The 14,142-nt window shown below is 71.9% G+C and carries 4 protein-coding genes; 3 read left to right on the plus strand and 1 reads right to left on the minus strand.

Annotated elements, in window-relative coordinates; translation table 11 throughout:
- Window positions 1-8 precede the first annotated feature (8 nt).
- Window positions 9-680, minus strand: a complete 672-nt coding sequence (locus ACZ6B1_RS33975) for a LuxR C-terminal-related transcriptional regulator (RefSeq protein WP_468784618.1) — start codon at window positions 678-680, stop codon at window positions 9-11.
- Between the two features lie 824 nt (window positions 681-1,504).
- Here ACZ6B1_RS33975 and ACZ6B1_RS33980 point away from each other — a divergent pair.
- The 3 genes from ACZ6B1_RS33980 to ACZ6B1_RS33990 all read left to right on the plus strand — a co-directional run.
- Window positions 1,505-10,939: an amino acid adenylation domain-containing protein gene (locus ACZ6B1_RS33980; RefSeq protein WP_468784619.1), complete on the plus strand. Its 9,435-nt coding sequence runs from the start codon at window positions 1,505-1,507 to the stop codon at window positions 10,937-10,939.
- A 102-nt stretch (window positions 10,940-11,041) separates the two neighbouring features.
- A complete protein-coding gene (locus ACZ6B1_RS33985) occupies window positions 11,042-12,280 on the plus strand; it encodes an NAD(P)/FAD-dependent oxidoreductase (protein ID WP_468784620.1) in 1,239 nt (412 codons plus the stop codon).
- A gap of 149 nt (window positions 12,281-12,429) precedes the next feature.
- Window positions 12,430-14,142: type I polyketide synthase (locus ACZ6B1_RS33990; protein WP_468784621.1), on the plus strand; the 1,713-nt coding region annotated here is incomplete at its 3' end.

Consider the following 14,142-nt stretch of genomic DNA (forward strand, 5'->3'; position numbering starts at 1 on the left):
GCGCCGGGTCAGCCGATGCCGGCCCGGCCCTCGTGGCCGTCGAGCAGGCCCAGCGCGACGGCCCGGTTCACCGCGTCCAGCCGGGAGCGGGCCTTGAACTTGGTGAAGACGTTCGTCAGATGCCGTTTGACGGTGGCCTCGCTGACGAAGAGCTTGGCGGCGATCTGCGAGTTGGTCATCGCCTGGCTGACGAGCCGCAGGACCTCGGTCTCCCGGTCGGTGAGCGCGACCAGGGGCCGTACGGGCGCCTGGTGGCCGGCCATCCTGGCCCGCGGTACCCGCACCGTGAACATCCTGCTGTTGCAGGCCGCCAGCCGGAGTTCGGACCGCAGCTCCTGCCCGCCGATGTTCTTCGACAGATACGCGGCGGCCCCCGCGGTCACCAGGCTGAGGATCAGGTCGTTGTCGGAGTGGGTGGAGAGGATGACGACCTGTGTGGCGGGCGAGACCCTGGTGACCTGGCGGATCGTCATCACCGGGGCCGAGCCCGGCCGCTGCACCCCGAGCAGCAGGATGTCCGGGTGGTGTGCGGCCACCATGCCCACCGCCTCCCCGGCTCCGCCCTCAGCGACAACGTGGAGGTCGCGTTCCACGGAGAGGATCACCCGGACGCCCTCCCGGAACAGCCGGTGGTCGTCGACCAGAACTATCCGGATGTCACCTTTCGGCTCTATTGTCATTCCGACCGCCCTGGCATGTCGGTTGTGCGGTTTTCCGGCATTTCGCTGACGTGCCGATATCGTCCGAGGGGTGGGGATGCCGGATTTAATCCGGGACGGCGGGTTTGGTGTGACCGAGGGTCAGTCGGTCGTGGTTGGCGTGATCCGCAAAGGCGCAGGTGCTCGTGCATCGCCATTCCCCCGTGTTGATGCTCTGTAGCGCAGTGTGACGAAGCTGGTCTGATTGCCGGTGCTCGCAGGAAAGACCGGGCACGCCGTGCGGCGCGCGGCCTTCCCTTCGGCGCCCCGATCGGATAGTGGGACGTCCGGATGGTACCGCGAGGGAGCATTCCGGGGACCGGTTCGAACAGGACTCCTCTTTCAGTACGGTGCGTCATGAAACCAACTGGTCCGGACCCTGATCGTCGCGGCGGCCGGCCGGATGCCGCACCCCGTGGCGGGGTATGGATCAGGGTTCCCCGGTCGTGAAACGAACCAAATCTTTACCGTGGAATCCGCACTTCCGGATTCCGCTCCCGACCACCGCAGACAACCGCCGCTCGGGCCCGCTAATCTCCGGCGGCGAGAGCAATGACTGACATTTTCCGTCGGGTCGGCCGTGATTCCTCGGGTCTTCACTTCGGTTTATCGCTAAACGTTTGTCGCGGCCGCCGGGCCCGCCGCTTTTCCGCGGCAGGCCGACCGGCGGCGCGGACGGCTGTCCGAGCCGAGCCGTGCGGGGCCGGTGACGCCGGTCCGCACGGTGACCGGGGATCCGCAGGTCCGGATCGAGACGATCGATGCGTGTCCGATGACACGGTGCAACCAGAAACGGAGCTGTTGTCGTGACCCCATCCTCCGCGGGCGAGAGCAGGCCGGCGCAGCAGCTGGCGTACTGGCGGGCCGAACTGTCCGGCGTCCGCGGGCCGATCGAGCTGCCGGCCGATCGCCCGCGACCCGCGGCGGCGAGCTCCCGCGGCGCGGTGGTCGACTTCGAACTGCGGCCGGAGCTGTTCGCCGCGTCGGAGAAGCTGGCCGCCGGCCGTGGAATCGCACCGTCCACGGTCCTCCGGTCCGCCCTCGCGGTACTCCTGTCCCGCCTGGGCGCCGGCGACGACATCGTGATCGGCTCACCCGCCCCGGCGGTCCAGGGCGCCGAGGCGTTCCGGGTGCTGCGCGCCGACCTCTCCGGCAACCCCTCTTTCGGCACGCTCCTGGACCGCGTCCACACCAAGGCACTGGCGGCGGCCGAACAGGAGGACGTGCCGTTCGCCCACCTCGTGGCAGCGCTCGCCCCCGGCGCCCAGGCTCCCGGCACCCGGCCCTCCCACCACCCGCTGTTCCAGGTGCTGTTCGCCCTGGAGGACACCGAGCGTCCCGAACCGGCGGGCGCACAGCCGCTCACCCTCGACCTGCGCCTGACGATGAACGAGGTGCGGGCGGAGTCCGGGGAGCGGACGCTGGCCGGTCATCTGGAGTTCGCGCTCGACCTGTTCGACCGGGAGACCGCCGAGGAGCTGGCCGAGCGGTTCACCCGGGTCCTGGAGCAGGTGGTGGCCGACCCGGCGCTGCCCGTCGTGGTGGTCGACGTCTTGCTGCCCTACGAGCGCGACTACCTGGCACCGGCCTCCGCACCCACGGCGGTCGCCGTGGCCGACACCGTCCCGGAGGCCGCCGGGGAGACGGTGGTGTCGTTGGTGGCTCGGCGTGTTCGGATGTCGCCGGGTGCGGTGGCGGTGGTGTGTGACGGGGTGGAGCTGTCGTATCGCGAGCTGGACGCGCGGGCGTCGGTGCTGGCCGGGCGTCTGGTGGCGGCGGGTGTGGGGCCGGATGTGGTGGTGGGTCTGGCGTTGCCGCGTTCGGTGGATCTGGTGGTGGGGTTGCTGGCGGTGTGGCGTGCGGGTGGTGCGTATCTGCCGATCGATCCGCGTTATCCGAGTGCCCGGTTGGACGCGGTGCTGGCGGGTGCGAAGCCGCCGGTGGTGCTCGTCGACCGCGCCACCGAACACGTGATCCCCGAGAACCTGCCGCGGATCCACGTCGACGAACCCGAACTCGACGGCCTCCTCCCCGAGTTGAGCGACGCACGTCCGGAGAACCTGGCGTATGTGATGTACACGTCCGGTTCGACGGGTGAGCCGAAGGGTGTGGGTGTCACGCAGCGCAATGTGGTGGCGGCCGTGGGGGAGTTGGCGGCTCGGGTGGGGATCGGGCCGGGTTCGCGGGTGCTGGCGTCGACGTCGGTGTCGTTCGACGTGTCGGTGTTCGAGATCTTCGCGACGCTGGTCAGTGGTGGCTGTGTCGAGGTCGTGCGTGATGTGCTGGTGCTGGGTGAGCGGGAGTCGTGGTCGGGGTCGGTGGTGTCGACGGTTCCGTCGGTGTTCGCCGAGTTGCTGGACGACATCGCGGGCCGGGTGCGGGTGGAGACGCTGGTGTTCGCCGGTGAGGCGTTGCCGATGTCTCTGGTGAACCGGGTGCGGGCGGTGTGGCCGGGGGTGCGGGTGGTGAACTCGTTCGGCCAGTCGGAGACGTTCTACGACTCGACGCACGAGGTGCCCGCCGGAGTGCACGACGAGGGACCGGTGCCGATCGGCAGCCCCCTGGACGGCGTCCGCATGCACGTCCTCGGACCCAGCCTGCGTCCGGTGCCGGTGGGCGTGGCCGGTGAACTCTACGTCGGCGGCGAGGTCGTCGGGCGGGGTTACCGGGGCCGGCCGGACCTGACGGCGTCGAGGTTCGTGGCCGACCCGTTCGGTGAGGAGCCGGGCGGACGGCTGTACCGCACCGGCGACCTGGTCCGCTGGATCGCACCGCAGCCCGGCTCGGACGACGGGCCGGTGCTCGAGTACGTCGGCCGCGCCGACGTCCAGGTGAAGGTGCGCGGCATCCGCATCGAACCCGGCGAGGTCGAGGCGGCCCTGGAGGCCCACCCGGCGGTGGACCGCGCCGTGGTCGTCGCACACGGCGCCGACGCCGCCAGGCAACTGGTGGCCTACGTGCTTCCGGCCCGCACCGCCGGCCAGGCGACCCCCGGCATCGACCCGGACCAGCTCCGCCACCACGCCGGCGAACGCCTGCCCGACTTCATGGTCCCGGCCGTGATCATGGTGCTGGACCACTTCCCGCTGACGCCCAACGGCAAGCTGGACCGCAAGGCCCTCCCGGAGCCGGAGAGCACCGCCCGCCCCTACCGCGCGCCCCGCACCCCGCGTGAGCAGGTCCTCGCGGAGATCGTCGCGGACGTCCTCGGCCGGGAACGGGTCGGCATCGACGACGACTTCTTCGCGCTCGGCGGCGAGTCGCTGCGCGCCACCCGTCTCGTGGCCCGGGTCCGTGCCGCCATGGACGCCGAATTCCCGATCACCGCCGTCTTCGAGTCCCCGACCGTGGCCGGCCTGGCCGCCCGGCTGACGGAGGGCGCCACCCGCCCACCGCTGGCCGCGGCCGAGCGCCCGGAGCGGGTGCCGCTCTCCTACGCCCAGCAGCGGCTCTGGTTCATCCACCAGTACGAGGGCCCGTCGGCCACGTACAACATCCCGCTCGCCGTGCGGCTGCCCGGCGACGTGGACCGGGCCGTCCTCGAGGCCGCCGTCACCGATGTGATCGTCCGGCACGAGAGCCTGCGGACACTGTTCGTCGCCGACGCCTCGGGCATCGCCCACCAGCACGTCATGCCGCCGGACCAGGTCCGGTTCGAGCTGCCGCGTATCGACGTCGCGGCGGCGGACCGGGACGCGGCGGTCACCGAGGTCGTGCAGCACCGCTTCGACCTGGCCACCCAACTCCCGATCCACAGCCGTCTGCTGCGTGTCGCGGCGGACGGCGAGGACGCGGAGCCGACCCATCTGCTGGTGATGGTCGTGCACCACATCGCCGGTGACGGCGGCTCGATGTCCACCTTCGCCCGGGACATCGCCCGGGCAGCCGAGGCCCGCCAGGCCGGCCGCGCACCCGACTGGGCGCCGCTGCCGGTGCAGTACCCGGACTACGCACTGTGGCAGCGCGAACTCCTGGGCGACGAGTCCGACCCCGACAGCCTGGTCGGGCGGCAGCTCGCCTACTGGCGCGAGGAGCTGGCGGACGTGGTGCAGCCGATGGCTCTGCCGCTGGACCGCCCGCGCCCCGCCGTGGCGACCTTCCGCGGCGGCATGGTCGACTTCGAGCTGCGGCCGGCACTGTTCGCGGAACTGGAGAAGCTGGCGCTCAGCCGGGGCGCGACCGCGTCGATGGTGCTGCAGTCGGCGTTCGCGGTGCTGCTCTCACGCCTGGGCGCCGGTGAGGACGTCGTCATCGGCTCGCCGATCGCGGGACGGACCGACGAGGCGCTGACCGATCTGATCGGCTTCTTCGTCAACACGTGGGTGCTGCGCGCGGACCTGTCCGGGAACCCCTCCTTCGGCACGGTCCTCGACCGGGTCCGGGGCAAGGCGCTGGCGGCGTACGAGAACCAGGACCTGCCGTTCGAGCGGCTCGTCGAGCTGCTCAACCCCGACCGCTCACGCGCCTACCACCCCCTGTTCCAGGCGATGTTCGTGCTGCAGGACGCCGCCTGGGTCGAACCGGCGCGCGCCGAGTCCGGATGGTCCCTGGAGTCGGCGGTCACGGGCACGTCCAAGTTCGACCTCATGATGACGATGAACGAGGTGCGGGCGGAGTCCGGGGAGCGGACGCTGGCCGGTCATCTGGAGTTCGCGCTCGACCTGTTCGACGGGGAGACCGCCGAGGAGCTGGCCGAGCGGTTCACCCGGGTCCTGGAGCAGGTGGTGGCCGACCCGGCGCTCCCCGTCACCGCCGCCGACGTCCTGCTGCCGTACGAGCGCCGCCTCCTCCTCCCCGCCACCCGACCGGTACCGCCCGCCGCGACCGAGGCCGCCGGGGAGACGGTGGTGTCGTTGGTGGCTCGGCGTGTTCGGGTGTCGCCGGGTGCGGTGGCGGTGGTGTGTGACGGGGTGGAGCTGTCGTATCGCGAGCTGGACGCGCGGGCGTCGGTGCTGGCCGGGCGTCTGGTGGCGGCGGGTGTGGGGCCGGATGTGGTGGTGGGTCTGGCGTTGCCGCGTTCGGTGGATCTGGTGGTGGGGTTGCTGGCGGTGTGGCGTGCGGGTGGTGCGTATCTGCCGATCGATCCGCGTTATCCGAGTGCCCGGTTGGACGCGGTGCTGGCGGGTGCGAAGCCGCCGGTGGTGCTCGTCGACCGCGCCACCGAACACGTGGTGCCGGGCGGTGTCCCGAGGCTGTACGTGGACGATCCGGCGGCCCCCGGCGGGGACGCGGCACTGCCCGGCCCACGTCCGGAGAACCTGGCGTATGTGATGTACACGTCCGGTTCGACGGGTGAGCCGAAGGGTGTGGGTGTCACGCAGCGCAATGTGGTGGCGGCTGTGGGGGAGTTGGCGGCTCGGGTGGGGATCGGGCCGGGTTCGCGGGTGCTGGCGTCGACGTCGGTGTCGTTCGACGTGTCGGTGTTCGAGATCTTCGCGACGCTGGTCAGTGGTGGCTGTGTCGAGGTCGTGCGTGATGTGCTGGTGCTGGGTGAGCGGGAGTCGTGGTCGGGGTCGGTGGTGTCGACGGTTCCGTCGGTGTTCGCCGAGTTGCTGGACGACATCGCGGGCCGGGTGCGGGTGGAGACGCTGGTGTTCGCCGGTGAGGCGTTGCCGATGTCTCTGGTGAACCGGGTGCGGGCGGTGTGGCCGGGGGTGCGGGTGGTGAACTCGTTCGGCCAGTCGGAGACGTTCTACGACTCGACGCACGAGGTGCCCGCCGGGGTCCACGACGATGGACCGGTGCCGATCGGCAGCCCCCTGGACGGCGTCCGCATGCACGTCCTCGGACCGGGCCTCACCCCCAACCCCATCGGCGTGACCGGCGAACTGTACGTGGCCGGCGACGTGGTGGGACGTGGCTACCGGGGCCGGCCGGACCTGACGGCGTCGAGATTCGTGGCTGACCCGTTCGGTGAGGAGCCGGGCGGGCGGCTGTACCGCACCGGCGACCTGGTCCGCTGGATCGCACCGCAGCCCGGCTCGGACGACGGGCCGGTGCTCGAGTACGTCGGCCGCGCCGACGTCCAGGTGAAGGTGCGCGGCATCCGCATCGAACCCGGCGAGGTCGAGGCGGTGCTGCTGGCCCACCCGATGGTGTCGGCGGCGACCGTGGTCGTGGTCGACACCGACAACGGCAAACGGCTCGTCGGTCACGTCGTGCCGCTGCGCACGGCGGGCTCCTTCGGCCACACGGCGGCCGGCGCCAGTATCGACATGGAGTTCGAGACCGCCCCCCTCGACCCGCGCGGTCTGCGCCAGTACGTGGCGGGCCGGCTGCCGGAGTTCATGGTGCCCGCCGCGGTCATGGTCCTGGACCGGATGCCGCTCACCCCCAACGGCAAACTCGACCGCGCCGCGCTGCCCGTCCCCGCCTTCGAGAGCACCGGATACCGCGCGCCGCACACCCCCGCCGAGGTCCTGCTCTCCGGCATCTACGCCGACGTACTCGGCATCGACCGGGTCGGAGCCGACGACGACTTCTTCGCCATCGGCGGCGACAGCATCCGCTCCATCCAGGTGGTGGCCCGGGCCCGCACGGCCGGACTGGACATCACCGCCCAGGACGTGTTCGCCCACGGAAGCGTCGCCGAACTCGCCGCCGTCGCAGGACGGACGGCCGACCGCCCCGTCCTCGAGGAACTCGACGGCGGCGGCGTCGGCCGGATGCCACTGCTGCCGATCGCCCGCTTCCTCACCGAGTCCGGACCGCACATCTCCCGCTACACCCAGTCCATGGTGCTCGAACTGCCCCTCGGCATCGACCCGGTCGGGCTCGCCGTCACCCTCGACGCCGTCCTGGACCGGCACGACATGCTCCGCGCACGCCTCGTCACCGACGCCGAGAGCCGCACCGAACTCGAGACCGGCGCACCGGGCACCGTCCGGGCCGCCGAACTGATCCACCGGATCGAGATGACCGGCGACCCCGACGACCCGGCCGCGCTGCACACCGTACGCACGGAGTTCGACGCGGCCGCGGACCGACTCGACCCGGCGGCGGGCGTCCTGCTGCGCTGCGTGTGGTTCGACCACGGCCCGGCCCGGCGCGGCCGGCTCGCGGTCGTCGCCCACCACCTCGCCGTCGACGGCGTGTCCTGGCAGATCCTGGTCACCGACCTCACCACGGCCTGGCAGCGGGTACGCCTCGGCCGTACCCCCGCGCTGGAACCGGTGGGCACCTCGGCCCGGCGCTGGTCCCACGCCCTGCGGGACGAAGCGCTGACCGAGCGCCGCACCGCCGAACTGCCGCCCTGGCTGGACACCGTGCGGGGCCCCGACCCGCTGCTCGGCGACCGTCCCCTCAACCCGGCCGTCGACGTCGTGTCGACCGTCGACCAGGTACGGGTCAGCCTGTCCGCCGAGACCACCGACGCGGTACTGACCACGCTGCCCGCCCGGTTCCGCGCCGGTGCCCACGACGGCCTGCTCACCGCCCTGGCACTCGCGGTCGCCACCTGGCGCCGCCGCCGCGACGAGCCCGAGACCAGCACCCTGCTGCGCCTCGAAGGACACGGCCGCGAGGAGGCGGTCGTCCCCGGCGCCGAACTCACCCGCACCGTCGGTTGGTTCGCCACGCTGTTCCCGGTCCGGCTCGACGTCGACGGCGTCGACCTCGACGAGGCGCTGCGCGGCGGACCCTCGGCGGGCCGTGCCGTCAAACAGGTCAAGGAACAACTGCTCGCCGTCCCCGACAAGGGCATCGGCTACGGCCTGCTCCGCCACCTCAACCCGCACACCGCCCCCCGCCTCGCCGGCCACCCCACCGGCCAGATCGCCTTCAACTACCTGGGCCGGGTCACCGGCGGCACGACGCCCCGGCGCGGCGACGGCGCCACCTGGCTCCCGCTCGCCGACGGCGACCTGCTGGCCCCGGCCCTGGACGCCGACATGCCCGTCTCGGCCCTCGTGGACATCGGCGCCGCCGTCACCGACGGACCCGACGGACCCGCGCTCCGCGCCACCTTCGCCTTCCCCGCCGGCGCCATCGGCCGGGACGCGGTGCGGGAACTGGCCGAACTGTGGGTCGAGGCGCTCACCGGACTCGCCCGCCACCTCGCCGCCGCGGACGCCGGCGGGCTCACCCCCTCCGACGTACCGCTGGTCTCCCTGACCCAGCCGGAACTGGAGGAACTGGAGCGCGCCCAGCCAGGCCTCGCCGACGTGTGGCAGGTGACCCCCATGCAGGCGGGCCTGCTCTTCCACGCCAGCCTGGCCGGCCCCGGCGCGGACGCCTACCACGTCCAGTACGTCTTCCACCTCCAGGGCGAGGTCGACCCCGACCGGCTGCGCGCCGCCGGACAGACCCTGCTCGACCGGCACGCCAACCTGCGCGCCGGGTTCGTCACCCAGTCCGGCACCACGGTGTCGGTGATCCGGCAGGCCGTCGAACTGCCCTGGCAGCACCGCGACCTGTCCGGCCTCGACGACGCCGAGCGCACCGCCGCCTTCGAGCGACTACTGGCCGCGGACCGCGACTCCGGCTTCGACATGGCCGCACCGCCGATGCTCCGGCTGATGCTGGTCACCCTCGAACCCGGCCGGTACGAGCTGGTCCTCACCGCGCACCACGTGCTCTTCGACGGCTGGTCGCTGCCGCTGCTGCTCAAGGACCTGCTGTGGGTCTACGCCGACGGCGACGACACCGAGCTGCCCCGTGTGCCCAGTTACCGCACCTTCCTGGCCTGGCTCGCCACCCGCGACCGGCAGGAATCCCTGCGCGCCTGGGAGACCGAGCTGGCCGGGGTCACCGAGCCGACCCTGCTGGCCGGCACCGGACACCGGCCCGGCGACGGTGTCGAGGAGGTCGAGCAGATCGACGTACCGCTGCCCGTGGAGACCGCCCGCATGGTCGCCCGCCGGGCCGCGGACCTCGGCGTCACCCTCAACACGGTCGTCCAGGGCGCCTGGGCCCTGCTCCTCGCCACCATGACCGGACGCACCGACGTCGTCTTCGGCGCCACCGTGTCCGGCCGGCCCGCCGACGTACCGGACGTCGACGCGATGCCGGGCCTGTTCATCAACACCGTTCCCGTCCGGGTCGCCTGCGCACCCCGGCTCACCCTGGCCGAGTACCTCTCCGACCTGCAGACCCGGCAGGTCGCCCTGCTCGACCACCAGTACATCGGCCTCACCGAGATCTACGAGGCCACCGGGATGCGGTCGCTGTTCGACACCCTGCTGAGCTTCGACTCCTACCCGGTCGACCAGGCCGGCCTCGTCCAGGCCAACCAGGAGACCGGGATGACCGTCAGCGGCCTGCGCACCATCGCCGCCAACAACTTCCCGATGGCGGTGGTCGCGGCGGCCGACCCGGACCTGCGCGTCCTGCTGAAGTTCCGCACGGACCAGATCCCGCGGCCGGTCGCCGAGTACACGGCGGCCCAACTCGTCCGCATCTGCCAGGCGCTGGCCGCCGATCCGGCCACACGGCTGGCCGCGATCGACCTGCTCGGCCCGGACGAGCGACAGGACGTCGTCCGGTCACTCGCCGACAGGCCCCTCCTGCCGTCCGTCCCGGCGGCCCCCGACGCCGGGACGGACCACCTCCCCGACCCGCTGCCCGGCCTCCTCGCCGCGGGCCCGGCCGCCGTCGTCCTCGGACCCGGCCTGCAGCCCGTACCGCCGGGCGCGATCGGGGAGCTGTACCTCACCGAGGGAGCGGTCACCGAGGGGCCGGTCGATGACGAGCCGGTGACCGAAGGGCCCGTAGCCGAGGGACCGGCCGCCGGGGGGACGGTCGACGAGAGGGCGGTCAACGGGGCGAAGGGCTCCGGGCCAGGAAGCTCCCGATCGGAGCAGGAGCAGCCCGCCGTCACGGCGACGCGGCTCGTGGCCGACCCGCTCTCCGCCGTCCCCGGCTCCCGGCTGCACCGCACCGGCCACCTGGTACGCCGCCTCCCCGACAGCCTGGTCCACATCGGCCCCGCCGACGCCGGCGGCGCCGCGGACGCGGCCACCCGGAACTACCGGGCGCCCGGCACCCCCGGCGAGGAGACCCTGGCCGGACTCTTCGCCGAGGTGCTGGGCATCGAACGGGTCGGCCTCGACGACGACTTCTTCGAACTCGGCGGGCACTCGCTGCGCGCCACCTGGCTGGTCAGCCGCATCCGCTCCGTCGTCGGGGTCACCGTGACGATGCGGACCATCTTCGAGAACCCGACGGTGGCACAGCTCGAACCCGTACTGCGGACGTCGGCGGCCTCCGCCCGCCCGAAGCTGCGCCGGATGAGGGAGCGCTAGACCGGATGCCCGCCGAGACGGTGCCGGAGACGCCTGCCGGGGCGGCGGCAGGCATGTCTCCCCAGATGTCCACCCGAGGCTACGAACGGAAGTCGACGCGACATGGATGACGGAAGCCGACGCGACACGTACGACATCGTGATTGTCGGTGCGCGCTGCGCCGGAGCCTCGGCAGCGCTGCTGCTGGCCCGGCAGGGGCGCAAGGTACTGCTCATCGACCGGATGCGATTCCCCTCGGACACCATGTCCACCCTCTACGTCCACCCGCCGGGCGTGGCCCTGCTCGCCCGCTGGGGCGTCCTCGACGCCGTCGTCGCATCCGGCTGCCCGCCCCTGACCACGGTCGGCTACGACGTCGCCGGCCTCCGGCTGACCGCTGCCACACCGCCCACCCCGTACTCGGACGCCGCCTACGCCCCGCGCCGCCGCGTCCTCGACGAACTGCTGGTGCGGGCCGCGGTGGAGGCGGGCGCCGACTTCCACGATCGCACCAGTCTGCGCGAAGTCGTCCGCCGCGACGACCGGGTCGTCGGCGTGCGCGTCCAGACCGCGGATGGCCTGCGGACGATACCGGCCAAGCTGGTCATCGGCGCCGACGGCCAGGGATCACGGCTCGCCTCCCTGGTGGACGCCCCGTTCCGGACCGCCGACCAGCCCGTCAGCTGCGTCTACTACAGCGCCTGGCAAGGCATCGAGACCGGCTTCGGCTACCACGAGCGCCCCGACAGCTGGATCGTCCGCATCCCCACCCACGACGGCATCACCCTCGTCACCACCTATTTCCCCCAGGAACAGTTCGACCGCATCCGCCGTGACCCACTCGCCGAACACCTCGCCTCCGTCGAGCGCAACGCGCCCGACCTGCACGAGCAACTGGGCGACGCCGAACGCGTCGACGGCCTGACCGGAACCGGCAACCAGCAGAACTTCTTCCGCCGCGCCGACGGCCCCGGCTGGGCGCTGCTCGGCGACGCCGGCCACCACCTCGACTCGATCACCGCCCGCGGCATCACCAACGCGCTCACCCAGTCCCAGCTCCTCTCCGACGCGCTGGCGGGCCAGGACCTCGACGACACCGCCGGCGTCGACTCCTGCCTGGCCGGCTTCACCAAGGAGACCTACGACCTCCTCCGCGAGCCCTACCGCATGGCCCTGGACCTCGCGAAGCTGCGCATCACCGACTCCCGCATCGCGCTGCTGCGCGCCGTCGCCCGCACGCCGGAACTCACCGCCCGCTACTTCGCGTTGCTCGCCGGCCTCATCGACCGCTCCGAGTTCTTCACCCCCGAGGTGGTCGACCTGCTCCCGTCCTCGGCGACACCGTTCGGCGGCGACCGGTAGCGACCCGTAGTGGCCGGCAGCGACCCGTACTGGCCGGCAGCGACCGGTGGTGGCCGGTAGTAACCGGGTGTGGCCGGTAACGACTCGACGCGGCCAGGCGCTCGCCGGCACCGATGAACCCGAACCCGATCACAGAGATGGATCCCGCAGTGAGTGCCTCGAAGGAAGACCTCGTCGGTGCGCTTCGCCGTGCGGCGAAGGAGGTCGCCGCACTGAAGCGGCGCAATGCCGAGCTGACCGCCAGGAACTCGGATCCGGTCGTGGTGGTGGGGATGGGATGCCGTTTTCCGGGCGGCGTGGTGTCTCCGGAGGGTCTGTGGGATCTGGTCCGCTCGGGCGGCGAGGGGATCGGTGACTTCCCCTCGGACCGTGGCTGGGACGTCGAGGGCCTCTTCGATCCGGATCCCGATGCCTCAGGGAAGTCGTATGTGCGGCGGGGTGGGTTCCTGGCGGATGTGGCGGGCTTCGACGCCGGGTTCTTCGGCATCTCACCGGCCGAGGTCGGCGCGATGGACCCACAGCAGCGACTGATGCTCGAGGTGTGCTGGGAGGCCGTCGAGCGGGCCGGCGTCGATCCGCTGACCCTGCGGGGCTCACGGACCGGTGTCTTCGCGGGCGTCATGGGACACGACTACGGCCGCAGCGGCTCGGCCGACGGGGTCGAGGGCTTCGGCACGGGCGTCATGGAGTCCGTGGTGTCGGGTCGGGTGTCGTATGTGCTGGGGCTGGAAGGTCCGGCGGTGACGGTGGACACGGCGTGTTCGTCGTCGTTGGTGGCGTTGCATCTCGCTGCGCAGGCGTTGCGGGTGGGTGAGTGTGATCTGGCGTTGGCCGGTGGTGTGACGGTGATGGCGACGCCGGAGACGTTCGTGGAGTTCTCGCGGCAGCGGGGCCTTGCCGTGGACGGGCGGTGCAAGGCGTTCGCGGAGGGGGCGGACGGGACGGGGTGGGGTGAGGGCGTCGGTGTGCTGCTGTTGGAACGGCTGTCGGACGCCCGCCGTAACCAGCATCCCGTGCTCGCGGTGGTGGCGGGTTCGGCGGTGAATCAGGACGGTGCGTCGAACGGGTTGACTGCTCCGAACGGTCCTTCGCAGCAGCGGGTGATTCGGGCGGCGTTGGCGTCGGCTGGGTTGACTCCGTCGGACGTCGACGCGGTCGAGGCCCACGGCACCGGCACGGTGCTGGGTGATCCGATCGAGGCGCAGGCGCTCCTGGCGACTTACGGGCAGCGGCCGGTGGATGCGGAGCCGTTGTGGCTGGGGTCGTTGAAGTCGAACGTGGGGCATACGCAGGCCGCTGCCGGTGTCGGCGGTGTGATCAAGATGGTGGAGGCGCTGCGGCGGGGAGTGTTGCCACGCACCCTGCATGTGGATGCGCCTTCGTCGCATGTGGACTGGTCGGCGGGCCGGGTGGAGCTGCTCACCATCGAACGCGCGTGGCCGCAGCAGGACCGTCCCCGACGGGCGGGTGTGTCGTCGTTCGGGCTGTCCGGCACCAACGCCCACGTCATCATCGAACAAGCCCCGGAGGATGCTGCCGACGTCGAGTTGCCTGCCGCTGATGCCTCGGGCCCGATCGGCGGTGTCTGGGTGCTGTCGGCCAAGTCCCGTGAGGCACTGGTCGAGCAGGCTGCTGGGCTTGCGGGTTGGCTCGGCGGTGAGGGGTCCGGTGCGCGTGACGCTGATGTGGCGTTGTCGTTGTCTCGGCGTTCGGTGTTCGAGCATCGGGCGGTGGTGTTCGGTGCTGGTCGGGGTGAGTTGTTGTCTCGTGTTGTCGGCCTGGCTGGGGGGCGGGAGGGCTCTGGTGTGGTGGCGGGGTCGGTGCGTGCTGGTGGGTTGGCGTTTGTGTTTCCGGGTCAGGGT

It is taken from the genome of Streptomyces sp. NPDC041129 (assembly GCF_055592265.1).

What these genes read in the sequence shown, in the direction of transcription:
- ACZ6B1_RS33985 (WP_468784620.1), top strand. Translation starts at nt 11,042, where the DNA reads ATGGATGACGGAAGCCGACGCGACACGTACGACATCGTGATTGTCGGT.
- ACZ6B1_RS33975 (WP_468784618.1), bottom strand. Translation starts at nt 680, where the DNA reads ATGACAATAGAGCCGAAAGGTGACATCCGGATAGTTCTGGTCGACGAC.